24 protein-coding genes are annotated in these 24031 nt (G+C 58.7%); 9 read left to right on the forward strand and 15 right to left on the reverse strand.

Annotation, left to right across the window (positions count from 1 at the left end):
* Window positions 1-4: 4 nt before the first annotated feature.
* On the reverse strand, window positions 5-469 hold the full coding sequence (locus DV706_RS19505; protein ID WP_006067335.1) for a MaoC/PaaZ C-terminal domain-containing protein: 465 nt from the start codon (window positions 467-469) through the stop codon (window positions 5-7).
* Between the two features lie 135 nt (window positions 470-604).
* Between DV706_RS19505 and DV706_RS19510 the strand changes: the two genes are divergently transcribed.
* Window positions 605-1747, forward strand: coding sequence for an acyl-CoA dehydrogenase (locus DV706_RS19510; RefSeq protein WP_136350999.1), 1143 nt, complete (start codon window positions 605-607; stop codon window positions 1745-1747).
* A 151-nt stretch (window positions 1748-1898) separates the two neighbouring features.
* Here DV706_RS19510 and DV706_RS19515 read toward each other — a convergent pair whose 3' ends face one another.
* On the reverse strand, window positions 1899-2315 hold the full coding sequence (locus tag DV706_RS19515) for a cobalamin B12-binding domain-containing protein (protein WP_006067333.1): 417 nt from the start codon (window positions 2313-2315) through the stop codon (window positions 1899-1901).
* Window positions 2316-2445: 130 nt separating this feature from the next.
* Between DV706_RS19515 and DV706_RS19520 the strand changes: the two genes are divergently transcribed.
* Window positions 2446-2955 (forward strand): GNAT family N-acetyltransferase, encoded by a 510-nt coding sequence (locus tag DV706_RS19520; protein ID WP_006067332.1) that lies wholly within the window; start codon window positions 2446-2448, stop codon window positions 2953-2955.
* A 35-nt stretch (window positions 2956-2990) separates the two neighbouring features.
* On the opposite strand, the gene DV706_RS19525 is transcribed toward DV706_RS19520, so the two are convergent.
* Window positions 2991-4691, reverse strand: a complete 1701-nt coding sequence (locus tag DV706_RS19525; RefSeq protein WP_006067331.1) for an acyl-CoA mutase large subunit family protein — start codon at window positions 4689-4691, stop codon at window positions 2991-2993.
* A 165-nt stretch (window positions 4692-4856) separates the two neighbouring features.
* Here DV706_RS19525 and DV706_RS19530 point away from each other — a divergent pair, with 165 nt between their 5' ends.
* The gene (locus DV706_RS19530) at window positions 4857-5291 is read left to right on the forward strand and encodes a universal stress protein (RefSeq protein ID WP_006067330.1); all 435 of its coding nucleotides are present in this window, start codon (window positions 4857-4859) and stop codon (window positions 5289-5291) included.
* A 173-nt stretch (window positions 5292-5464) separates the two neighbouring features.
* Window positions 5465-5902 carry a universal stress protein gene (locus DV706_RS19535; protein WP_006067329.1) on the forward strand — a complete coding sequence of 146 codons (438 nt, stop codon included), beginning with the start codon at window positions 5465-5467 and terminating at the stop codon, window positions 5900-5902.
* 45 nt (window positions 5903-5947) lie between these two features.
* Here DV706_RS19535 and DV706_RS21875 read toward each other — a convergent pair whose 3' ends face one another.
* The 5 genes from DV706_RS21875 to DV706_RS19555 all read right to left on the reverse strand — a co-directional run bounded on the left by DV706_RS21875 (window position 5948) and on the right by DV706_RS19555 (window position 9962).
* Complete coding sequence (locus DV706_RS21875; protein WP_006067328.1) at window positions 5948-6112, reverse strand: hypothetical protein; 165 nt, start codon at window positions 6110-6112, stop codon at window positions 5948-5950.
* A 15-nt stretch (window positions 6113-6127) separates the two neighbouring features.
* Window positions 6128-7798: a sodium:solute symporter family protein gene (locus DV706_RS19540; RefSeq protein ID WP_006067327.1), complete on the reverse strand. Its 1671-nt coding sequence runs from the start codon at window positions 7796-7798 to the stop codon at window positions 6128-6130.
* Window positions 7785-8087 (reverse strand): hypothetical protein, encoded by a 303-nt coding sequence (locus tag DV706_RS19545; protein WP_006067326.1) that lies wholly within the window; start codon window positions 8085-8087, stop codon window positions 7785-7787. The genes DV706_RS19540 and DV706_RS19545 overlap by 14 nt, the downstream gene beginning before the upstream one ends.
* A 219-nt stretch (window positions 8088-8306) precedes the next feature.
* On the reverse strand, window positions 8307-8996 hold the full coding sequence (locus DV706_RS19550) for a haloacid dehalogenase type II (protein ID WP_006067325.1): 690 nt from the start codon (window positions 8994-8996) through the stop codon (window positions 8307-8309).
* Between the two features lie 81 nt (window positions 8997-9077).
* A complete protein-coding gene (locus DV706_RS19555) occupies window positions 9078-9962 on the reverse strand; it encodes a halocarboxylic acid dehydrogenase DehI family protein (RefSeq protein ID WP_006067324.1) in 885 nt (294 codons plus the stop codon).
* Between the two features lie 264 nt (window positions 9963-10226).
* Between DV706_RS19555 and DV706_RS19560 the strand changes: the two genes are divergently transcribed.
* Window positions 10227-11861: an acyl-CoA synthetase gene (locus DV706_RS19560; RefSeq protein ID WP_006067323.1), complete on the forward strand. Its 1635-nt coding sequence runs from the start codon at window positions 10227-10229 to the stop codon at window positions 11859-11861.
* 105 nt (window positions 11862-11966) lie between these two features.
* Here DV706_RS19560 and DV706_RS19565 read toward each other — a convergent pair whose 3' ends face one another.
* Genes DV706_RS19565 through DV706_RS19575 form a run of 3 tightly spaced genes read right to left on the reverse strand, consistent with a single transcriptional unit; the run spans window position 11967 to window position 13945 of the window.
* Window positions 11967-12389 carry an acyl-CoA thioesterase gene (locus DV706_RS19565; protein ID WP_006067322.1) on the reverse strand — a complete coding sequence of 141 codons (423 nt, stop codon included), beginning with the start codon at window positions 12387-12389 and terminating at the stop codon, window positions 11967-11969.
* Window positions 12390-12392: 3 nt separating this feature from the next.
* On the reverse strand, window positions 12393-12779 hold the full coding sequence (locus tag DV706_RS19570) for a Zn-ribbon domain-containing OB-fold protein (RefSeq protein WP_006067321.1): 387 nt from the start codon (window positions 12777-12779) through the stop codon (window positions 12393-12395).
* Window positions 12776-13945: a thiolase C-terminal domain-containing protein gene (locus DV706_RS19575; RefSeq protein WP_006067320.1), complete on the reverse strand. Its 1170-nt coding sequence runs from the start codon at window positions 13943-13945 to the stop codon at window positions 12776-12778. Before DV706_RS19575 ends, DV706_RS19570 begins: the two co-directional genes overlap by 4 nt.
* A gap of 114 nt (window positions 13946-14059) precedes the next feature.
* Between DV706_RS19575 and DV706_RS19580 the strand changes: the two genes are divergently transcribed.
* Entirely contained in the window at window positions 14060-14917 is an 858-nt protein-coding gene (locus tag DV706_RS19580; RefSeq protein ID WP_006067319.1) for a 3-hydroxyacyl-CoA dehydrogenase family protein, read from the forward strand.
* 39 nt (window positions 14918-14956) lie between these two features.
* On the opposite strand, the gene DV706_RS19585 is transcribed toward DV706_RS19580, so the two are convergent.
* Window positions 14957-16081, reverse strand: coding sequence for an acyl-CoA dehydrogenase family protein (locus tag DV706_RS19585; protein WP_006067318.1), 1125 nt, complete (start codon window positions 16079-16081; stop codon window positions 14957-14959).
* Between the two features lie 90 nt (window positions 16082-16171).
* Here DV706_RS19585 and DV706_RS19590 point away from each other — a divergent pair, with 90 nt between their 5' ends.
* The 3 genes from DV706_RS19590 to DV706_RS19600 all read left to right on the forward strand — a co-directional run bounded on the left by DV706_RS19590 (window position 16172) and on the right by DV706_RS19600 (window position 19667).
* The gene (locus DV706_RS19590) at window positions 16172-17731 is read left to right on the forward strand and encodes an acyl CoA:acetate/3-ketoacid CoA transferase (protein WP_006067317.1); all 1560 of its coding nucleotides are present in this window, start codon (window positions 16172-16174) and stop codon (window positions 17729-17731) included.
* A 90-nt stretch (window positions 17732-17821) separates the two neighbouring features.
* A complete protein-coding gene (locus DV706_RS19595; RefSeq protein ID WP_006067316.1) occupies window positions 17822-18610 on the forward strand; it encodes an enoyl-CoA hydratase/isomerase family protein in 789 nt (262 codons plus the stop codon).
* A 73-nt stretch (window positions 18611-18683) separates the two neighbouring features.
* Complete coding sequence (locus DV706_RS19600; RefSeq protein WP_006067315.1) at window positions 18684-19667, forward strand: LLM class flavin-dependent oxidoreductase; 984 nt, start codon at window positions 18684-18686, stop codon at window positions 19665-19667.
* A 42-nt stretch (window positions 19668-19709) separates the two neighbouring features.
* Here the strand turns inward: DV706_RS19600 and DV706_RS19605 are convergent, their stop codons facing one another.
* The 3 genes from DV706_RS19605 to rdfA all read right to left on the reverse strand — a co-directional run bounded on the left by DV706_RS19605 (window position 19710) and on the right by rdfA (window position 23902).
* Window positions 19710-20462 (reverse strand): IclR family transcriptional regulator, encoded by a 753-nt coding sequence (locus tag DV706_RS19605; RefSeq protein WP_006067314.1) that lies wholly within the window; start codon window positions 20460-20462, stop codon window positions 19710-19712.
* Between the two features lie 667 nt (window positions 20463-21129).
* Window positions 21130-23088: an archaea-specific SMC-related protein gene (locus tag DV706_RS19610; protein ID WP_006067313.1), complete on the reverse strand. Its 1959-nt coding sequence runs from the start codon at window positions 23086-23088 to the stop codon at window positions 21130-21132.
* A 187-nt stretch (window positions 23089-23275) separates the two neighbouring features.
* Complete coding sequence (rdfA, locus tag DV706_RS19615) at window positions 23276-23902, reverse strand: rod-determining factor RdfA (protein WP_006067312.1); 627 nt, start codon at window positions 23900-23902, stop codon at window positions 23276-23278.
* Window positions 23903-24031: the final 129 nt, after the last annotated feature.

Below are 24031 nucleotides of genomic sequence, written 5' to 3' on the forward strand. Positions count from 1 at the left end.
TGGGCTATTCGTCGGCCGTGAGCACGAAGAACTTCAGATCACCCTGAAAGACGACGGTCTCGTCTTGTGTCGTCATCTCCGTTTCGAAGACGACCAGTCCGACGTCGTCACGACTCTCCAGTGACTTCGTCTCGGCAACTTCGATCTCGAGTGAGACGGTATCGCCGATGTGGACCGGATTGGGGAGGTCCATATAGTTCATGCCGAGGAACGCGTAGGCGGTTCGCTCGAGGATACCGATGCGCATGACCATCCCGATCGCTTGGACGAACGTCATCGGGCCGTGGACGATTCGTTCGCCGAAATCGCGCTCTTTGGCGTGTTCTTTGTTCGTATGCAGTTCGTTCCAGTCGCTGGTCATCGCGGAGTGCATGACGACGTCCGTCTCGGTGATCGTTCGGCCAGGACTCAGGAACGTCTGTCCTTCCTCAAACTCCTCGAAGCGGTGTGGCTCGTAACTGTATGCCATACCGAATCTGTTCTAGGCCATTGCACATATTCTTTCGCGGGGTCCAGCGTCGCTCGTCAGCGGACGAGTCGAACTGCCACTGCGACGGCTTCGCAAAGAGGAAAATCTATAGGAAAGACGTGTGAAGTATGAGATATGGACTTCAGTCTCTCAGCCGAGCAGCGCCAGATCACGGAGATGGTTACGGAGTTCGTCGACGAGGAAATCGTTCCTGTCGCCGACGAAATCGATAAAAAAGACGAGTTCCCCGAGGGCATCGTCGACGAACTCGCCGAACTCGGACTGATGGGGATGCCGTTCCCAGAAGAGTACGGCGGGGCTGGACTTGATTACCACACGTATCCGGCAGCTCTCGAGGAGATTTCGCGTGGCTCCGGCGGTCTGGGAACGATCGTCGCCGCACACATCTCCCTTGCAGGGAACATGCTGTATGAGTTCGGCAGCCACGAACAGAAAAAAGAATATCTCACGCCTGTCGCAGAAGGAACCGACATCGGTGCGTTCGCACTCTCGGAGGCCGGTGCTGGCAGTGACGTGCCAGCGATGGAGACGACAGCCGAGAAAGACGGCGACGGCTACCTGATCAACGGTGGCAAGCTCTGGATTTCGAACGGTTCGGTCGCCGATACGGTGACGGTGTTCGCCAAGACCGATCCTGAGGCAGGCAACAAGGGAATCTCCTCGTTCATCGTTCGTCCCGAGGAGGATGACGGGTTCATCGTCGAAGGGACGGAGGAGAAACTCGGTGACAAAGGGTGTCCGACGGCCGAACTCCGGTTTGACGACCTCTGGATTCCGGAAGACCGGCTCCTTGGTGACGAGGGCGACGGCTTCGTGCAGGCACTGAAGACGCTCAACGGTGGCCGTATCACGATCGCGGCTCGTTCGATTGGGATCGCACAGGCGGCGCTCGACGAAGCCACCAAGTACAGCCAGGACCGCGAGCAGTTCGACCAGCCGATCAGCGAGTTCCAGGCGATCCAGCACAAGTTGGCCGACATGGATACGAAGACGCGGGCTGCCCGTCTGCTCATGCACGACGCCGCTGACAAGAAGATTCGTGGCGAGAACTATATCAAGGAGGCCGCACAGGCGAAACTCTACGCCTCCGAAGTGAGCCGCGAAGTCGCGAACGAAGGGATCCAGATCCACGGCGGCTACGGCTACACCAAGGACTTCCCTGCTGAGCGGTTCTACCGCGACGCCAAACTCAACGAGATCTACGAAGGAACCAGCGAAGTGTTGCGAAACACGATCGCTCAGCATCTGCTGAGCTAACGACGGCGTCAGCTGACCGACAGCAAGACGCGTCTCTTATTTGGACGGACTACGCAACTACTTAGTTGTTTGATACAGTTCGATCTCGAGTTGCTGGGCCGGCTTCTGTGGCTGCTCTAGATAATACGCCTCGAGTCGCCGTCCTCGCCGGTCACCGCTTGGGTGCGTTCTCACGGACGAACTCGATCGTTTCCTCGATCGACGTTCCGGGACCGAAAACGGCTGCAACACCCTCGTCTTTGAGAGTCGCTCGATCTTCGTCCGGAATCACCCCACCGGCGAGGACGAGCGTATCCTCTTTTGCGCCGTACTCTTCTAACCCGTCCATGATCTTCGGGACGAGCGTGTCGTGGGCTCCGGAGAGAATCGAAATACCGAGGACGTCAACGTCCTCCTGGACCGCTGCCTGAACGATATCTTCGGGGGCCTTGTGTAGTCCGGAGTAGATGACCTCGAAGCCGGCGTCACGGAACGCTCGAGCGATAACGTGTGCGCCACGGTCGTGTCCATCGAGCCCTACTTTCGCGACCATACACCGGATACTCTGCTGTTCGCTGTCAGTACTCATATTCCTGCGTTTCACTGGAAGAAGTATGATTCTATCGGAATTTGTGGTGTCTCGACTCGACACACGTCGAACTGCGTTGAGCCAGCAAGATGAGGATAAACGTTAATTCAACATAGGTCCTTGTCATCATATGACAATCCGCGAAGCAACTACCGACGACGTCGATGCGATTCAGGACGTAGCCCAATCCTCGTGGACTGATGATTATCCCGATATTTTGAGCCGTGAATCTATTGAAGATGGACTCGACGAATGGTACTCCGACGAACTGATTCGTGACTCGATTATCTGGTCACGGGCGCTCATGTTGGTTGCCGAGCACGACGGCGAGGTCGCCGGCTTCGCCCACGCAACTATCGATTTCGATGAGAATGAAGGCACACTGCTCCGTGTCTACGTTGCACCAGCATTTCGCAATGAAGGACTCGGCCGGCAGTTGCTCGAGGAGACACACGATCGGCTGGTCGACCAGGGCGTCGAGCGCATCAAAGCGATGGTGCTTGAGGCCAACGAACTGGGCAATGCGTTCTACCGCGGATTTGAATTTGAGCAGGTCGCAACGGAAGCAGTCAAAATCGGCGAGGATACGCATACGGAGTGTACGTACGTTCTCGAGACCGAAGAGACGACTACCGAGTAGCGCCTGTCGGTTCTGTCGGCTATCCGAAGCTCAGGTCAGACTGGACTGAGCTCTTCTTGATAGGCGCCGTGGTGGTCTTCGAACACTTGCATGATTTCGCCCATCGTCACGTAGGCTTTGACCGCGTCGATGATGTACGGCATGACGTTTTCCTCGGCGTCGATCGCATCCGAGAGCGCCTCGAGAGTGGCCTCGACTTCTGCGTCGTCACGCTCGTCTTTGACGCGCTCGAGGCGGTTGAGTTGGCGTTCGCGCGTCGTCTCGTCGATCTTGAGGATCTCCGGAGAAGTATCCTCTTCGATGGTGTACTTGTTGACGCCGACGACGACCTCTTCGCCACGTTCGACGCGCTGTTGGTACTCGTAGCTCGACTCCTGAATTTCGCGCTGGAAGTAGCCCTGGTCGATGCCGTCGAGGACGCCGTCACGGACCGAACCATCGCCGATCTCTTTGATCTCCTCGATGTAGCCCATGATCTCGGCTTCCATCTCGTTGGTGAGTTTCTCGATGGCGTAGCTCCCACCCATCGGGTCGACGATGTCGGCCGCGCCGGACTCGTCGGCGATGATCTGCTGGGTTCGCAACGCGACACGGACAGCCTTCTCGCTTGGCAGCGCTAGCGCCTCGTCGAAGCTGTTCGTATGCAGTGACTGCGTGCCACCGAGGACGCCGGCAAGCGCCTGAATCGTAACGCGGGCGATGTTATTCAGCGGCTGCTGGGCAGTCAGCGATTGGCCTGCCGTCTGGGTGTGGAACTTCAGCCGTTTCGATTCGGGCTTGTCTGCGTCGTACCACTCGTCCATCACGCGGGCGTAGACGCGACGGGACGCGCGGAACTTCGCGATCTCTTCGAAAATGGAGTTGTGTGAGTTGAAGAAAAACGAGAGGAGAGGAGCGAAGTCGTCGACGTCGAGGCCGCGGTCGAGTGTGTCCTCGACGTAGGCGAAGCCGTCGGCGAGTGTGAACGCGGCCTCTTGAGCGGCTGTCGAGCCAGCTTCCCGGATATGATAGCCCGAAATGGAGACGGGGTGGAACTTCGGCGTCTCGTCGACGGCGAACTCGATCGTGTCGGTGACGATCTTCAGCGAGGGGCTCGGTGGAATCACCCACTCCTTCTGGGCGATAAACTCTTTGAGCATATCGTTCTGGAGCGTTCCGCGCACTTTGTCGCGGGGGACGCCCTGCTGGTCGGCCAGCGCGATATACATCGCGTAGATGACTGCTGCAGACGGGTTGATCGTGAACGAGGTGGAGACTTCGTCGATGTCGATCCCATCGAAGAGGATCTCCATATCAGCAAGCGTGTCGACGGCAACACCCTCTTTGCCGACTTCACCCTCACTCATCGGATGATCCGAGTCGATCCCCATCAGCGACGGCATGTCGAACGCCGTCGAGAGACCGGTTTGGCCTTCGTCGATCAGGTAATGAAACCGTTCGTTGGTCTCTTCTGCGGTGCCGAAGCCTGCGAACTGCCGCATCGTCCACGTCCGCCCGCGGTACATCGTTGGGTACGGCCCACGCGTGTACGGCGGCTCGCCGGGAAAGCCGAGATCATCCTCGAAATCGAGGTCCGCGATGTCTTCGGGCGTGTAGAGCCGATCGACCTCGTGATTCGAAATCGTCGCAAACCGGTCTTTTCGTTCGCCATGGTGCTCGAGAACAGGGTCGAGTGTCTCGTCCACCCACTGGTCCTGTTGCTCACGGATACCCTCGAGCTCGTTATCGTCGAACATTGGTATGACCATGAGTGCCAAGATTCTAAAGTCTTGTTATCGGTCACCTATTCGAACTGTCATATGCTGCCGTCTGTGGTCGGAATGTACAGAAACGACACCAGTTTCGCCTGCAGACACCATGTCTTCCCAAATGATTAAGTGATGTTGAACCGACTGTCAGTCATGCACACGATTTTGCTTCCGGTCGATGAGAGCAAAGAGCGGGCAATGCGAGCGGCTGAAACCGTCCTCGAACTTCCCGGCGGACCGGAAGAGAAAGCGGTCGTCCTGGTGAACATCTCCGAGTCGACCAAACAGCCCTGGCTGCGTGAGTTCGAAACGCAACGCGCTGAGGGAAAGGCGGACCCAGAACTGCCCGAAAGCACGAACGCAGCGTATGAACTCCTCACGGACCACGGGATCGACGTCGAAACCCGATTCGAGCGAGGGAGCGTGACTGACCAGATCCTCGCGGTTGCCGACGAGGTCGATGCCGACAACATCATCATGAGTGGCCGAAAGAAAAGTGCGGCCGGAAAGATGCTATTCGGGAGTGTCACTCAGTCGGTGCTGCTCGAGTCGACACGACCGGTTACCGTGTTATTAGACGAGTCGTGACCGCTTGAGACTACTTGGGCCAGTTTTTATTATCACTTGCACACGACCGTACGGCCTTCGTCGAAATTGACGTTCGAGTCCGGCATCATATTTGTTCAACTGAAGCTCCACCTATACATACACTCGCGATAGCTGGAGAAGGATTTAATCCGTGTCGAATGTGAACTATAAACATGTACACCGCGCTACTCCCCGTCGATGACGACGTCGATCGAGCACGGAGAGCAGCAAGGGCCGTTACGTCGCTTCCAGGGTCGCCCGAGGACATTCATGTCGTCGTTCTCAACGTTTCAGAGCTGAAACAGCAGCCGTGGCTCGTCGAAGCTGAGACGCACCTGACCGACGACAGTGAACTGGATGAATCAGCGGTCCCTGAGAGTGTTGCTGTCGCCCACGACGTGCTCGAGGAGTACGGAGCAACGATCGAAAAACGGTTTGAACACGGTAATCCACCTGACAGGGTCATCGCAGTCGCAGCGGAGATCATGGCGGATGGGATCGTCATGTGCGGGCGCAAACGGAGCGCCGCTGGCAAAGCACTCTTCGGAAGCGTCACACAAAAAGTGATGCTCGAGTCACAGCGTCCAATCCTCCTCATCAGAGACGAGTAGGCGCACGGCTCGAGTACTCAGCGCCGACGAAAACGAGTCTGCGAGTTAGTTATCTTTCCGATACTCGGCCCAGCTGAACACGGCGAGGGTGATCCAGCCGACGGCGATGAGTGCCGTTAGCTGGTTGTCGTTGTGGACCGCAATCGCAGCGGTGCCGACACCGATGAGCAGCCATACCATCGTTCCGAGTTTGGAGCCAAAGAGTTGCATAGAGAGCAGAGTAGGTTACCAGGGCTGGATCCCCCACCAGAGGATCGGGAGCATCAATGCGGCGAGGATGAGCAGCGGCATCGCGCTGGTAAAGCGGTCGACGTCGTCGTCCGGGTAGCCGTGCATCTCGTTGATCAGGTTGCGGTTCGATTCCGGGTCCACGTTCAGCGAATCGACTCGCTCCGCGAGCAGCGAGACGACGACGAACGTGAGAATCGACAGTGGGAACGCGATCATGATCGCGTCGATACCCAACTGTGCTGTCAGTCCCTCAGCGCCAGCCCCAATACCGCCGATAGCGTGTGGCGAGAGCACGACAACGGAACCGAATCCAACGACACTCGAGGCGATTGCCCCGTATCGGTTCACGCGGGCCGACCAGACGCCGAGGACGATCACTGGCGTAATCGCGGCGGCACTGATCGCGAACGCCCAGAGGATACTGACGACGAGGAACGCGGGCGGGCTGAGTGCGAGCAGAGCAACGACCAGTCCGGCCCCAATGACAGCAGCGTAGCCGAACTGCGTCTTACGGTCTTCAGTGACGTCGATTTCGAAGGCTTCGATGACGTCGTTTGCGACAGCGGCACTGATCGCGAGCATGTGACCGCTGACGGTCGAGAGTCCGCCGGCAATCGCACCGGCAACGACGTATCCGGTGATCGAGTTCCCGCTGAACGCGAAGTTCAGGTAGAAGATCATCTTGTCGAAGTCGGCTTCAGCGACTTCGAATCCTTCCTGACCGAGCCAGTAGACGCCGGCGAACGCAACAGAGTAGATCGTTGCGAACATCAGGCCCGTCACGAGGACGAACCAGAAGACGGTCTTCCGACCGGCTTCAACGCTACGGCTGGTAAAGATCCGCTGGGCGAGGTGTGGCATCCCGATCGGTCCCAGCGCCATCGCCAGGAACATCGCGAAGTACCACCTGGTGTCGAACGTCATATCGAAGAAGTCAGGGTTGGTCTGTTGCATGTCTGGCACGAGGTCACCGTAGCCAAGCGGCGGGAAGAACCAGCCCGATGAGCCGAGTTGGTTCAGGACGACCATCATCGGGATAAAGGCCGCGGTGAGCATGATCCAGAACTGCAGGGCAGAGTTGTACGACACGCCCCACATCCCGGCGATCACCACGTACCCGGTAACCAGGGTCGCGATGACGAACAGCGAGAGCGTGTAGTCCCACCCGAACAGGATTTCGGCGACCTGGGCCAGGCCGATGAACTGACCGAGTGCGTACATCAGCATGACGAACACGATGAGCAGCGCCATCACGGCGGACATCGTGTTGCCGTAGCGATCCTTACAAAACGTCGCTGGAGTGTACGAACCGAGTCGACGCAGTGTCTGCCCGTAGAGGATCACGATCAGCGGGATCGAGAGCAGGAAGTTGGTCCACATTGCCAGGAACGGGATCTGGACTTGCACCATGAGGGCGACGACACCCATGAACGTCGCCAGACTCTCCCAGGTCGCCGAGACCGCAGAGCCGTTGACGAACGGGCCAATCGTCCGTCCAGCGACCATGTAGTCGTCGCTGCCCTGGATGTTGCTTTTCATGTAGTAGCTGATCCCGTAGAACACGAGGAACATCACGACGATGATCCCAACTGGGATCACGAGATCAGTGAACGTCTCCTGGAACGGGTATTCGCCAGCCTGTTGTAACGGCTTAATCATCGTCATCACCTGCTTTTGCACTAATATCGTCAGACGCTCCAGCGCGATCTGTAGATGCATTCAATCGTTCTTTCTCCTCCATAATCGAGGACGTGATGTACTGGTAGTAGATCCAGTACAGGACGAACATTGCAACCGGCCCACCAGCCACCAACCAGAAGTAGTGGAACGGGAACCCCAACACCATGAGATCGGGAGTCCCGAACATCGTGAACCAGATCCCGGCATGGATGACACCAACGAGTGCTAATGCAGCAGTCAGTGATGCCAGTGCTTCCTTGGTATGTGTCTGCATACACTACCCTTCGTCATATCGCAGGTATTAAATTGTTATGAATAATCGGCATCCTTTTCTCCGACTCAGTGCGAATACGACAGCCAAAATTAATTATTCCTGTCCAAAATAATAAGATGATATGTTTTCATAACCGAAAGTATATCCGGTGCACGATTTGCGCTTCGGAAAGTGGGTGCTGTCCATGAGCCATGCGTCTCTGGATGACGCATGGCGTCGTTACACACCAAGTTCGGTCGCGAACTCATCAAACGTCTCGACGGTCAGGTCTGGTTCGGCAGCAAATGGATCCCAGAGACCATCTGTTCGATTGATCCAGACTCCCTGCATGCCCGCATGCATCGACCCTTGGACGTCGAATGTCGGGCCGGCAACGTGCGCGATCGACTCGAGCGGTGTCTCCGTTTGCGCCGCCGCGTGTCGATAGATGTCTGCGTCGGGTTTGAACGTCCGAATCTCGTGTGCGCTGATCGTCCCCGAGAGTACTGATTCGAGAGCCGCCGTTTCGACCATCGACTCGAGCATCGCCGGATTCCCGTTCGACAACACGAAGACCTCGTATCCGGCGTCAGTAACGGCCTCGAGTCCGCGCCGGACGTCCTCAAACGGGTCAAGGTCGTGGTACGCTGAGAGGATGTCCTCGATTGTCGCAGACGAGAGGTCGACACCATGATCCGCGAGCGAGACTCGAAGCGCATCGCGGTTCATGTCGTAAAACGGCTGGTAGCTGTCGGTGAAGTTGCTCACCATCGTATACATGAGCGAGCGACTTCGCCACTGATCGGAAATGGACTGTGCATGCTCGGCGTCGATAGCTGTCTCGAGCGCCGTTTCAACGGCAGCAGGGTCGACGAGGGTTCCATACGAGTCGACAGTGATCGTTTCAACGGCGGTTGGGTCGAATGACATACTGACTCGATTCGCCCACGCAATAAGAGACTATGGGTGAGTTGCACACGATCTGCATCGAACGCTGAAACCGCGACTCGTTTACTCGATCGAGCGACTGCCGACGGCATCGACCGTCGCTGCGTACACCGGGAGTGCTGGGATGACGGTCTCGATCGCACCTTGATTGAACTCCCTGAACAGGTCCTGGAGTTCGTTGATCGCCGATTCGTCGAGACCCTGCTGTGTGAGCGCGTCGGGGCCGAGTTGTGGCGTGTAGGCGATCGAGTCCACGTACTCGGTGATGACTGCGCGACCGTCATCGACTGCCGTCGAGAACCCGTCACTGCGGAACACCGGCTCGAGGTCCTCCCACATCGGGACCAGATACCCTGGCCACTGGGCGAGCGTTCGGTAGATACTCGGCAGCCCGTCATCGAGGCCGTGAAACGACTGGATTCCGTCGACGACGTCGGTCAGTTCCGCCGGCGGCTCGTCGAACGCAACCATCGTCGGCGGCCGTCCGCGGTCGGCATCGAGCCAGTCCGGTAGCGGTGCGGTCGCCGCTCGAGAGCGATCGGGATCGGTGCCGATCGGTTCCTCGGACAGCCCTCTGTCAACGAGTTCGAAGAGGACGGCGAGTCGTGGCGCGACGATATCGTACGTCTCGAGTTGGCCGCGAAGTTCACCGTACTCGGCTGGTGAAATCTCGAGTTCGTCGCAGCGATAGGTCGGAACCGATGTGTCCGCCGAAACCGCCGAGAGAACGGTATCACGATACGCAACCGAGAGTCGGCCGAACTGAGCGGTCTCGAACGCCGGTTTCACCTGTCCCCAGGCGTAGCGAACGAATTCGGGGTCGTTCGCGACCGTCGTTCGGAAGATCCAGTTGACGATCGGTGCCCTGAATGTTCGTTTGATATCGTCGTACAGCCCCTGTTTCCATCCGGTCGCATCGATTTCGTACAGTTGCTTGCTCGTGTCCATAGCTGTTTGATGTCACGGATCATGGTAAAGATATACATTATTTCCCTCCCAAACGGAACCAGTCTCACCGCGGTACAGCACGGAATTCCACGGCGTTGCTCACCGATTGCTTGTGCACACGGCCGTCCGTCGAGACAGAACATCGGCTGTTCACCGGCGGACAGTAACAGATCGCATCCGCATCTCATATTTATACCCACCGCTATCGGCGAGAAGTCTGGGAGCAGCAAAACATTAAAGCAGGCATAGTATGATTGATCCGGTATGGGTGTGAATTACAATACCATTGTTGAGGAGTTTGAATGGGACATTCCGGAATCATATACCGTCACGTCGGCTGTCGGCGACCACGCAGCGTCGTTCGGTGACCGAGTCGCTGTTCATTTTCTAAACGAGGACGGCTACCGCGAGGAGCTGACCTATAACGACCTTCACGAGGAGATGAACCGGTTTGCGAACGGCCTCGAAGAACTGGGTGTTGAAAAAGGCGACCGCATCATGCATCTGCTCCCGCGCCATCCGGATACGTTTGGCATCCAGCTTGGTGCGCTCGCGACGGGGTCGCTGTTGGTCCCCTGTTCGTCGATGCTGCGAGCGAAAGATATCGAGTTCCGTGCAAATGACTGTAACGCGACGACGATCGTCGTCCATGACTCGCTCACTGACATGGTCGAGCCTATCCTCGAGAACACGCCACTCGAGCGCGTCATCGTTCTCGAGGGCGACGAGGGCGGCCTCGACGACGAGCAGTGGTCGACGTTCCAGTCGGTAAGCGACGGCCAGTCAGCCGAGTACGACGGTCCTGCCCTCACGTCAGAAGATCCGATGTCGATCAACTACACCAGTGGGACGACCGGCCAGCCAAAGCCCGTCTTGCACAAACACCGCTGGCAGTACTGCTTCAACCAGATTAACGGCCCATACTGGTGGGGTATCGACGAAGAGACTGACCTCGAGGAGGAGCTGCTGTGGGCAACGACCGGCACCGGCTGGGCCAAGTGGTTCTGGAGCCCGGTCGGTGTTGGCCTGACCACTGGCGCAACACAGCTCATCTACGACGGTGACTTCGAGCCGGAAACGTTCCTCGAGATTCTCGAGGACGAAGGCGTCACCAAACTCTGTGCAGTTCCAACCCAGTATCGGATGTTCGCAAACGCCGATCTCGATTCCTACGACGTCCAGTTGAACGACACGCTGTCGGCGGGCGAGCCGCTCAACCGCGAGCCGATCGAGCGCATTCAAGATGCCTGGGGTGTCACACCACGCGACGGCTACGGCCAGACCGAGACGGTCGCACTCGTGACGAACTACCCGGGTATCGACGTCAAGATCGGCAGCATGGGGAAACCGACCCCCGGCGTCGGAGCGACGATCATCGAAGTGGACAACGAAAAAGAAGTCGAGCCTGGCGAGATCGGCGAAATCGCAGTCCCCGTCGACTCACCGGCGATCTTCGACGGCTACTACGAGAAGCCGGAACTCGACGAACAGAAGCTCTCCGGAGAGTACTACCGAACCGGTGACCTCGCCTCCCAGGACGAGGACGGCTACTTCTTCTTCGAAGGCCGCGCCGACGATATTATCATCTCCTCGGGCTACCGGATCGGCCCCTTCGAAGTCGAAGACGCACTCATCAGCCACGACGCCGTCGCCGAAGCTGCCGCTGTGGACAGTCCACACGACGAGCGTGGCAGCGTCGTCAAGACCTACGTGATCCTCGCCGAGGGCTACGAAGGCAGCGACGACCTCAAGGTCGAACTGCAGGAGTTCATGAAAGAGGAGACAGCACCCTACAAGTACCCACGCCGGATCGAGTTCGTCGACGAACTTCCCAAGACCTCGAGTGGCAAGATCCGACGCGTCGAACTGCGAGAACAGGAGCAAGAAAAACACAGCTAGACGCACGCTGGTGGCGCCTTTTCCTAGCGCTGTCTGGAGTACTGGTCACGATACCCGATCAGCACGAAAATCACGACGGAACCGGTGTCACCGACGCGTCCCGTCTCAGTCGATCACGTCACCGCGCTCGTGAATACACGCGTGTATCTCATCCGGTAGCGGTGTCGCCTCGAACGTCTCATCAACGAAGACGAACGATACCTCGCCGCCGGCGACGTGTTCGTCAGTCGATGGTCGGCTGATGTCGAACGAAACCGTCAGCGAGGCAGTGCCGCTGTCGACGACAGTCGTCTCGAGCAATGCCGTGTCTCCGGCACGAAGCGGTGCGTGAAACGACGCCGACGCCTCGACTGCGGGCAAGAGATATCCCTCCTTTCGGTACGCTTCCATCGGATGCTCGCCGTCAGTGGCCGGACTGAAGTAGTCGTTCAGCCCCACGATCACGAAATGGAAGAATCGCGGGTAGTAGATGAGTCCACCGGCGTCGGTATCACCCCAGTCGACAGTAATTGGGGTTGTGTGTGACATCGGTTAGTCGTGCGGGTGGAACGTAATCGTCCGCTCGTCCGTCGTTTCGGCCGATTCGACGGCGACAGTGACTTCCTGGCCGATTTCGACGTCGCTTGGGTCGACGTTCTGGAGGATTCCAGTCAGTTTGACTGACCCGAACGTCGCGATCGCCGTAACGTACGGTGCATCGTCTTCGAACTGCGGCGTCGGAACGGCAACAGTCGTGTGCGTGACGAGTTCACCTGTTTCGGGCAGCGTGACTCGTTCGAGTTCGCGGTCACCGCAGTGTGGACAGACACGCCGTGGTGGCACCAGCGCGTGGCCGTTCGAGCACTCGTAGTAGTAGCCATCACCGGCCTCGAGTGCATCGAGGAATGCGTCGTAGCTACCATCTTGTGTGTCCGTCATCGTGTCACCTCCAGAACATGCACAGCTGCACTGGCAACCGTCCCACCCGCGTTGTGTGCGAGGCCAACGGTGACGTCGTCATCGACAGCGTCGGCTCGTGGATGGGTGCCAGTGAGGAGGTTTCTGACGGCTGCGACCTGCGCTGCGCCGGTTGCACCGACTGGATGCCCCTTCGCTTTGAGTCCACCGGAGAGATTCACTGGGAGATCGCCATCACGTCGCGTCTCGCCGCGTCGAGCCGACCCAATAGCTTCTCCGTAGCTGTAGAGCCCGAGCCCCTCGAGAGCGAGCACCTCGGCGATCGTAAAGCAGTCGTGAACCTCGACAAGCCCGACGTCGTCGGGATCGATGCCAGCATCATCGTAGGCTTCTTCGGCTGCGTCGCGTGTTGCTGGAGCCGTCGCAAGCGACTGGCGATCCTGTAGAGCCATCGTATCGCCACCGTGGCCCGAGCCCGTGATCGCAACGCCGCTGTCGAGGCCGTGTTCCTCGGCGTAGGATGGCGACAGTAAGACGAGTGCGGCTGCCCCGTCACTGATCGGACAGGCATCGTACAGCGTGAGTGGGGCCGCAATTTCTGGTGACTCGAGGACGTCGTCGACGGTGACCTCCTCTTGGAGGTGTGCGTGATCGTTGACGAGGGCGTTGTCGTGGTTCTTGACGGCGATATGGGCGAGATCCTCGGGACCGCCGCCGAACTCGTCGAAGTACGCTCGTGCCATCAGCGCGTACGCTGCGGGGAACGTGACGCCGGATCGGATCTCGAAAAGGTCGTCGGCCGCACGAGCCAACCCGTCGGTCGCCCCGGCGGTTCCCATGTTGCTCATCCGTTCCATCCCACCAGCGACGACGACGTCTGCCTCGCCGGTTCGGACCGCACGAACGGCGTCTCGGATCGCGATCCCACTTGAGGCACACGCACTTTCGACCCGTCTGGAGGGCGCGGTCGTCCCCAGCGCCTCAGCGGCGAGCGGTCCCTGGTGGCCCTGGTTTTCAGCGAGTGTACCGACGAAATTGCCGTAAAACACCTCGTCGATGTCCTCGGGCCCAACTCCAGCGTCGTCGAGTGCTGCAAGCCCAGCTTCCGCAAACATGTCTCGCCCTGTCCGCTCGGGGAACGTTCCGAACGCAGTCATCCCTGTTCCGGCGACGAATGCCTTCGACATTAGCTACCACGCTACTGTTGAGCAGACGGGACTATATGTGTATCGAACGACTCCCGACAGCCGAGATCTATCGAGTCGGCACACTTATAGGTATAGTCGGAACAGACACTGGTGATGGACGTAGAGACAATCGACCGCGTCGGCGTTATCGGCGCGGGGACGATGGGCAGTGGTATCGCACAGGTTGCCGCCACACACGGCTACGACGTCGTGATGCGGGACATCGAACAGGAGTTCGTCGAGAACGGGTTCGAAACGATCGATGACAGTCTCGGCCGACTCATTTCGAACGAGACGCTCACGGAAGACGAGGCCGCAGACGTTCGCGACCGGATCACCGGCACAACGGACCTTGAGGACCTCGCAGACTGTGACCTCATCGTCGAAGCAGCGCTCGAGGATCTCGACGTCAAACGCGACATCTTCGGCGACCTCGACGAGATCGCAGCCGATGACGCCGTACTCGCGACGAACACGAGCACGCTCTCGATCACGTCGATCGCCAGTGCGACGGAGCGACCGGAGTCGGTCGTCGGACTTCACTTTATGAACCCCGTGCCGGTGATGCCAGGTGTCGAGATCGTCGTCGGCGAGCAGACCGATCCTGAACTCGTCGACGTCGCCCACGAGTTCGCTGAAGACCTCGGGAAGACGACCTGGGAGTCGGACGACAAGCCCGGATTCGTCACGAACCGCATTCTCATGCCCTGGATCAACGAGGGCATTCGCGCATTCGACGAAGGCGTTGCGACGAAAGAAGACATCGACGCGGGGATGGAACTCGGGACGAACGTGCCGATGGGGCCGCTGACGCTCGCCGATCACATCGGCCTCGATATCTGTCTGCACGCCACCGAAACGCTTCACGAGGAACTCGGCGATCGGTACAAACCAGCCTACCTCCTCAAGCGAAAAGTCGAAGCGGGCGAACTCGGCAAAAAGACGGGTTCAGGATTCTACGAGTACGAATAACGTCGGCTCGAGCGATTCGAAGTGGACATCCCGTCCGCTCTACTGTTTGAGGTGGCGGGCGATGATCTTTTTCTGAATCTCAGAGGTTCCTTCGTAGATCGTCGTGATCTTGGCGTCGCGGTAGTAGCGCTCGACGTCGAAGTCTTTCGTGTAGCCGTAGCCGCCGTGAATCTGGACCGCTTCGTTTGCGACGTCGACTGCTGCCTCGCTGGCGAAGTATTTGGCCATCGCCGCAGCCTTCGCTGCGACGCCGTCCTCGTTCTTGCGCGCGGCATCACGGGTCAGCAGACGGGCCGCCTGCACGTCGGTCTGCATATCGGCGAGTTTCTGGCTGATCGCCTGATGTTCGATGATCGGCTCGCCGAACTGCTCGCGCTCGTTGGCGTACTCAACCGAGTCGTCGAGGGCGGCCTGTGCGACGCCGACTGCCTGGCTCGCGATCGCCACGCGGCCGCCAGTCAGAATCGAGAACGCGGATTTGAGCCCGCGCCCGACCTCAGTCAGGCGATTTTCGGCAGGAATGCGGACGTCGTCGAAGATGAGCGTCGTCGTGTCGCTCGCTCGAAGGCCGAGTTTGTCCTCTTTTTTGCCGACCTCGAGGCCCTCGACGTCTTTCGGCACGAGGAACTGCGTGACGGTGTCGGGGTCGTCACGGTCAGTTTTGGCAAAGAGGATGACGACGCCCGCGCGCTCGCCGTTGGTGATCCACTGTTTCTTGCCGTTGATGACGTACTCATCTCCGTCGAGTCGGGCTTCGGTCGACATCTCGGCGGGATTTGAGCCAGCGTGGGGTTCCGAAAGCGCAAACGCACCGACGGGACGGCCACGGGCCATCTCTGGGAGCCACTCCTCTTTGTGGGCTTCGGAGCCGAACTGACGGATACACGACGTCGCGAGACAGTGCACCGAGAGCGCCGTCGCGACGGCGAGATGGCCGTAGGCGAGTTCCTCGTTGATGATGCTGTAGGTGAGTTCGTCGACGTCGAGGCCGCCGTACTCCTCGGGCACCGTCATCCCTGTAAAGTCCAGTTCCGAGAGTCCATCCCAGACGTCTTCCGGGAATTTCTGGTTCTCATCGGCGTCGTGGACGTCGGCGCCGACCTCGTTTTCGACGAAATCCTGTACCGTGTCCTGGATAAGCTGCTGTTCGTGCGTAAGCTCCATACCACGGTATTCGAGAGTGGCCTACTAAAGGGTGCGATCCATCGACAAATAGATACATAGAAATGGGCGCTCGCACGGAGAGTGATACGTATGACACGCATCCAGTCACGAGAGGCGGCAGTCGATCGTATCGACGACGGCGACACCGTCGGAATCGGGGGCTTCGTGGCCGTCGGCATTCCGGAGTATCTGCTCGAGGCACTCGGCGAACGCTACGCGGAGACTGGCGCGCCCGGTGATCTCACGCTGTATCATCCGGCAGCGGAAGGCGACCGACAGGGGAACGGCATCTCTCATCTCGTCCAAGACGGGATGATCAAGCGGACGATTGCCAGCCACTGGGGCTTTACGCCGGATCTGATGGAACGGATCGTCGACGAGGACGTTGAGGCGTACAACCTCCCGTTCGGCGCGATGGATCACATGCTTCGGGATACGGCTGCGGGCAAGCCCGGCACGATCACGAACGTCGGACTCGGAACCTTCGTCGATCCACGCCAGGACGGCGCGAAGGCAAACGACATCACGACCGAAGATCTCATCGACGTCGTCACGCTCGACGGCGAGGAGTATCTGTTCTACCGCTCGGTCCCCATCGACGTCGCGATTATCCGGGGAACGACCGCCGACGAGAACGGCAACATCACGATGGAACGGGAGGCCCTCGAGTCGAACGTGCTGACGATGGCACAGGCAGCCCACAACTCCGGTGGCACCGTGATCGCCCAAGTCGAGCGCACCACCGAGACGGGCACACTCGATCCGCGATCGGTTGCCGTTCCGGGCGTCCTCGTCGACGCTGTCGTCGAAGCACCAGCCTCACACCACCCACAGACGTACGCCGAGCCGTACAACCCAGCCTACAGCGGCGAGATCAAACCGCCCGCAAGCGACTCGCCGGATGATGCACCTCTGTCGGCACGAAAGATCATCGCCCGCCGGGCCGCAATGGAGCTTTCGAGTGATGCCGTCATCAACCTCGGCGTCGGCGTCCCCGAACTCATCCCGGCCGTCGCAGCGGAAGGTGGCATCGACGACGAGATTACCCAGACCGTCGAATCCGGCCCCGTCGGTGGCTCCGCCTCGGGCGGGATCAGCTTCGGAACCGCGACGGGCCACGAGGCACTCGTCGCCTCCACTCAGCAGTTCGACTTCTACGACGGCGGCGGCCTCGACTTCGGCTTCCTCGGGATGGCCCAGGCCGACCCAGCCGGCAACATCAACGTGAGCCGATTCGGCTCGCAACTGCCCGGCTGTGGTGGCTTCATCAACATCACCCAGAACGCCGAAACGGTCGTCTTCTGCGGGACGCTGACGACCAACGGCCTCGAACTCGACGTCGGCGACGGCGAACTCACGATTGAACGGGAGGGCGACCAGCCGAAGTTCATCGACTCCGTCGAACAGATCACCTTCAGCGGGGAGTACGCCCGCGAGATCGACCAACCGGTTCGCTACGTCACTGAACGCGCCGTCTTCGACCTTCGTGAGGACGGGCTCACGCTCGTCGAAGTTGCACCCGGTATCGACCTCGAGGCGGATGTCCTCGATCAACTCGAGTGCACGCCAGCGATCGCAGACGACGTCACCGAGATGCATCCGGATCTCTTCCGGGCGGAGCCGCTCGATCTGACCGAGTACGTCGACTGATCAGCGCTCCGATCTCGTCCGTTTTTGTGGCCGCTGTGAGCGAACCCAGGGATCAGTATCGTTAACAGCTCTTGCGAGAAACCGACTGGCATGGCTTCGTACGAAAACCTCTCTGTCGACCACGACGACGGCGTCGCGACGGTGACGTTAGCGAGCACGGCTGGCCGAAACGCACTCACTCTCGAGATGGCGAACGAACTGGTTTCGGTTGCCACGACACTCGGGGACGATCCAGAAACGCGGTGTATCGTGTTGACCCACGAGGGGACCTTCTTCGGCTCCGGTGCTGATCTTTCGCAGCTCTCGGGCGACGGCTCCGACGCACCCCACCTTCGAGAACTGGCCGGTCGCGCCCACGAGGCGATTACCCAGTTCCACCGAGCGAAGACACCTGTCGTCGGCGGGATCAACGGTGTCGCCGCCGGGATCGGTTTCAGCCTCGCACTGATGCCGGATCTCGTCGTCCTCGGTGAGGATGCAACGCTGAAATTCGCCTATCCTGGCATCGGACTGACGGGCGATGGCGGTGCGACCTTCTTCTTGCCACGACTGGTCGGGCTTCGAACGGCCAAAGAGATCGTCCTCCGTGATGAAGCGATCGCCCCCGACGAAGCCGTCGAAATGGGGCTTGCAACAGAGGTCGCACCCGCCGACGAGTTCGACGAGCGACTCGAGGCAATCGCCTCGGAGTTAGCAGCCGGCCCAACGCATGCGCTCGGGACGGCAACGCAGCTGTTGACTGATAGCTACGAGCGCGGCCTCGAGGGGCAGTTGGCCGTGGAAGCCGATGCAATCGCCGACGCATCCAAGACTGAAGATTACGAAATCGGGCTCGAAGCGTTCTTCGGCGATGGCGACCCCGAGTTCGTCGGCCGATAGTAACGATACGCGACAGACTCAGGGGATTACATCCGAAGAATGATTTATCACGATAAATCTCAAACGTGGTGGTATGCATCTTGGCCTGGTGATCCCACGAACTGGCGCACACGACCCGACCGATCTCGCGATCGATGCGGAACAACAGGGGTATGACTCCGTCTGGATGGGGGAGCTCTGGGGGACGAGCTCCGTCGTCAAGCTCGCCGAAATCGCGGCGCTGACCGACAAGGTCGAGATCGGGACGGCCATCGTGAACGTCTTTTCACGGACACCGGCTGTGCTCGCGATGACAGCGGCGACGCTCGATCAGGTGTCGGATGGCCGCGCGTCGTTCGGCGTCGGAACGAGTACGCCGACGGCTGTCGAAAACATCCACGGGATGACGTTCGAACAGCCAGTTCGTCGCTCTCACGAGACGATCGAGATCATTACGAAAATCCTGCGAGACGACGAGCGAGTCGACTACGACGGCGAACTGCTCAGCGTCACCGGGGTCCCGCCAGTAAACGCCGACGTTCCAGTCTATCACGCGGCGCTCGGCCCGGCCAACCGACGCGTCGTCGGGCGACTCTGTGACGGCTGGATGCCCCACAACATCCCGTTTTCCGAACTCGAGAGCGCCTTCGAGGTCGTCGAGCGAACGGCTCGTGAGTCCGATCGTGATCCGGACGAGATTACGATCGCACCATACGTTCCAGCGGCGGTGAGCGATGACGAGTCTGAAGCCTACGACGCCGTTCGTGGCCATATCGCCTACTACGTCGGCAGTGGCGAAGGTTACCAGAACGCGGTCGCAACCCAGTTCCCTGACCGAGCAGAACGCATCGCCGAGGCGTGGCAAGCGGGCGACAGGGGGGAAGCAACCGGGCTCGTGACGGACGAGATGGTACACGACCTTGGTGTCGCCGGGACGCCAGACGCTGCACGCGAACAGCTCTACGAGCTAACCGCCGAGACTGCGATCGATCGGCCGCTGGTGACGATTCCAGAACAGGCTGCCGACGAGCTAGCCGAGGGGACGATCGAAGCGCTGGCTCCGGTGTCAGACTCGTAACCGACTGCACGGTCAGTCTCGAACCAGATCCGGTTCGGTCGGCTACACGTAGTCCAGATTCACCTGCGTCACGTTTGCTGCTCGCTTGACGACATCTGCAATTTCGTTGCGGCGCGTCTCGTTGATCCGACTCTGTGGCCCACAGACACAGATCGATCCACGGACCTGATCGCTCTTGTCGAGTATCGGCGCTGCGATACAGACCATTCCTGCGATGCGTTCGCCTTCGTCGACCGCATACCCCGCTTGGCGAATCGACTCGAGTTGCTCGAACAGGACATCGGAATCAGTGATGGTCTGTGACGTCACTGCAACGAGACCATGTCGATCGATGATCTCATCGACTCGCTCAGCGGGCATGTGCGCGAGCATCGCCTTTCCCGGAGCAGTGGCATGGAGCGGCATCCGAGCACCAGGATACGCAAAGAGATTGACTGCGTCGGGTCCTTCCTGAACCGCGAGGATCACTGCCTGGTCGTCTTCCTCGATAAGGAGGGTTGCGTGTTCACCGGTCTCTTCGGCGACGTCCTCGAGTTCGTCACGGACCGCTTTGAAAACCTCTAGCCGGTGTCGATGCCGGTGGCCAACCTCGAGAAATCGCGTCGTCGTCTGATACTCTTTGTTTTCCATGGTCACGTATCCCGTCGCGACGAGTGCTTGCAGGTAGTCGTGAACGGTACTGACGGGCATATCGAGCCGGTCAGCGAGTTCCGAGACTCCACCGCCGCCGTTTTCTGCGAGCTCATCGACGAGCCTGAAGGCCCGTTCGACCGACCGATTGGGTGTCCTAGTCATAGACAGACCTACGTTCGAAGGCTACAGAAAACTTTCGGCTTGTCCGGATAGCCTTTCGAGAAGAGTCTGAAAGTGACATAAACATTTGTGAGATTCTTTCGGGAACTATACACTGGAACAGGAAGAGAGACGGTAAAAGAGTTCAGAAATAATAGCTTTGGTCGAAGTTGTGGTATGTTAACATAGTACTGTCGGCTGTCGACCGTTCCGGGAGAGTCGAATTCCCTTTAGGTGATTATATTGTAGTAACATCCTCTTATTCAGGGACAAATGCACTGGTATAGAACTGATCGTCGAATGTGATGATAATCGCTTCGACAGCAGGCCGCAACTGGCGGTTCGTATCCACAATGGTTCTGCGGCCGCTCCAGCGGAACATGTCCGAACAAACTTCCGAAGGAACCGGAAGATGTTTCAGCCAATCCGGTCCCGGACGGCCGATCGAACGACGGCTGTCTGATCGGTAGGAAGCCAGTCAGTTAGCATGACGTCACTGGGAACCGTGATTGACGAGTATCGGCCTGCGATTACAAGCATACTCGTGTAATCAGTTGTCAGGGCTGAACGTCAGATCAATCCATTGCTAGTCCCTCATACATCGACTGTACGTTCAATTCAATCCGGCCCGGATTCGCCTCCGCAGTACGGGCGTGAGGACCACCGGTGATTAGATATCCGTAATCACACCGTGGCCGCCTTCGACTGCCTGTGCGTCCTCTTCTAACAACGCCACGACGAGATACGGAACGTACGACTCGAAGTACTCGACGAGCGTTGCAATTCGTTCAGCATCGATCGCCTCGAGCGAGTCCAGAAGCATGACAGGGACCGTTTCGTAGACGTCGTGAACGAGGTATCCGGCCAGCGCGAATACGAGCCCAGTCACTTCCCGTTCGCTCTCACTCAGGTGGTCGATCGTATCTTCGTAGGCCGCACCGTCGTCGGTGCTTCGAACGATTTTGAGATCGAACGACGATTTCGAGACTTTCCGGCGTCCCTCACGGACCTCGCGAGTAGTCCGATCGATCCAGATCCGATCGAGATTCTCATACTGGAGTGTCTCGAGGAGGTTTTCCATGTGCTCGTTGAACGCCTCGACCGCATTGGCCTCGATCTGATCGATTCGGGTGCGAAGCGTCGTCAGTTCATCAGTAACGTCCTCTCGGCGGGCCTTGAGTCCCTCACGGTCGTCGAGACGGGCCTCGATTTCTGCGATTTCGGCTTCGATCTCCTCACGCGTGCGCTCTTTGCGCTCGAGTTCGAACTCGAGTTGGTTGACTTCCTTGTGCTGGTCGAGAACGCCGCTGTACTCCTCGGTCTCGAGGTCTTCGATCTCGGCCTCGAGCGCATCGATTTCGTCGGCGAGTGTCTCACGCTCTTCGGTCAACGCTTCGATTCGATCGCTTCGACGGTCGATCTCGCTGTCAATCGACTCGAGTCGCCGCTGGGTCTGTTGATACGCAGTGCGGTTTTCGTTGATGCTGGAGAGTGTCTCTCGCCGATCGTTGAGATCGGCGCTGATTTCGGATCGCTTCTCGAGTCGTTCCTGGCGTGCGGTTCGGAGCTGTTCGATCGTCGTTTCGATCTGGTCTCGAGCAACTGACGAGCCACAGGTCCAGCACGTGACTGTCTCGGACTCATCGAGCAACTGATCCGTCAGGGGACCGTCGTCAGTTTCGGTCGTCTCTGCGAGAAACGAATCCGGCTCCTCGAGGAGTTGTTCGTTGAACTGAATGGTGCTCTGTAGCTGAGAGATCTCTTCGGAGAGGTCAGCTTTGTCGGCCTGAAGTGTCTCGATTTCCGCCTCGAGCCGGCTGATTTCCGTCTCGTCACCCGTCGAGAGTGACTCGAGTTTGTCCTCGACCCCGTCTCGCTCTTCTTCGAGCGCCTCGATGCTGGCCCGTTCGGTCTCGATCCGATCGCGAGTGTGTTCGATTTCCGACCGCGTCTCACGCACGTCATCGAGTTTTGCCTCGAGTTCGGACCGTTCCTCTCGGCGCTCTTCGACGTCGACGTTCGTTTCCTCGAGTTTCTCCTGTGCCGCCTCGAGTTCTGCTTCCAGTGTCTCGATTTCGTCAGTTACGCGTGTCCGCTTTGCCTCGAGGTCGGGGAGGCGTCCCTCGAGGTCGTCGAGTTCTGCAAGCTGGTCGTCGAGGTCGCGCTTTCGCTGCTCGTGTTGTTCGATCTCCGATTGGATGGCGGCGGTATCGACCGGCCGCATGATCAGTTCGCGGAGATCATCGCCACGAGCGACGGCCTGTCGCGCCTCGTTGGATTCGAGCAGAAACGCGAACAGATCGGCGAGTTCCGGGTCCTCGAGGTATGGCTCACCGTCGGTGACAATGGTCCCGTTTCGACGCTCGAGTGTCCGTCGGTAGGTCTCGTCTCCGAATTCGAGCGTTGCACTCCCTTCTGCGGCGTCGGCTTTCAGGCTGACCTGATTGCTGCCGAGTGCAGCCATAATCGCCTGTAACAGCGAGGTTCGGTTCGTTGCATTTCGCCCGGAGAGAACGGTGACACCCTGCCGAAACGACACCGTCGTTTCGTCGATACCACCGATGTTGTTCACCTCGAGCGTTGCCTCCTCTGGGACGTCTCGTTTCTTTGAGTCCAACTGATGTTCCATATCCCGTTGTTTCAGCTACTGACAGATAGGTATTACCACTCCAGTTCCGGAGGCAGAATACCAGATGGTTTATAAGTCAGTCCCCAACCGACTGCGGGTTCGGTGTGCTACAGTAACACCTGAACCGATGTCCACGCAGATCGCATAGCCATCATTCGATCTGGTGTGCAGTGACGTTCAGTGGCTGTTATATACAGTCACAGGCGCGCTCGTCGAGGAGGTCCCTGATGGTGTACTCCTGAAAACACTCCTCACACGTCACCGTGATCGAGACGGTCACGTTGTACTCTCCGATGTCGAGGATTCCGTTTCGTTTGAGTTGGGCAACGGTGTCTGCCGTGACGGCGGCGGTTCGATTCTGGAGTGCGCCAAGTTTCTCAGTGCTTCGCTCGAGTCGCTCCTCGTCACTTGGCGTCTCGAGTGACACGTCGAGACAATCCGTCAGATGATTGTAGACCGTCTGGTGGGAGACGAAATCCGACTCGACCTCCTCGATTGGGACACCATCGCGTTCGAGTTCAGTACGGGTCTGCACCTGTGTTCCGCTACTGACGTCGTCATCCGTGAGTAGCCGGTACGTGTTTTCGACTTCGCCTTCTTTGACAGTGATCGCTGCCTCCTCGAGTGCCGCCTCGAGAATGCGCTGATTGAGATACGTTGCGAGTTCACGGGTACTGTACTGTTCAGCAGCCTCACCGGTCCAGTATGCAGCGAGGTCGTCGTCGAGCGTCGACAGTTCATATCTGTCCGCAACCCGTCCGATTTTACATCCACACGAACGGTCAGATTCCGGTTCGTGATCCTGATTGGCCATGGTCATAATAACTGTATCACCTATAAAAAGCACTTCGGGTGGCACGTGGCTGATCAGCTATCGGTTTGTGTATTCGCTTCTATATACCTCTTTTTCTGATTGGTACTACAATTGATCTTTCGGAGGCAC

The sequence above is a fragment of the Natronorubrum bangense genome (assembly GCF_004799645.1).
In the GTDB taxonomy this organism is placed as follows: domain Archaea; phylum Halobacteriota; class Halobacteria; order Halobacteriales; family Natrialbaceae; genus Natronorubrum; species Natronorubrum bangense.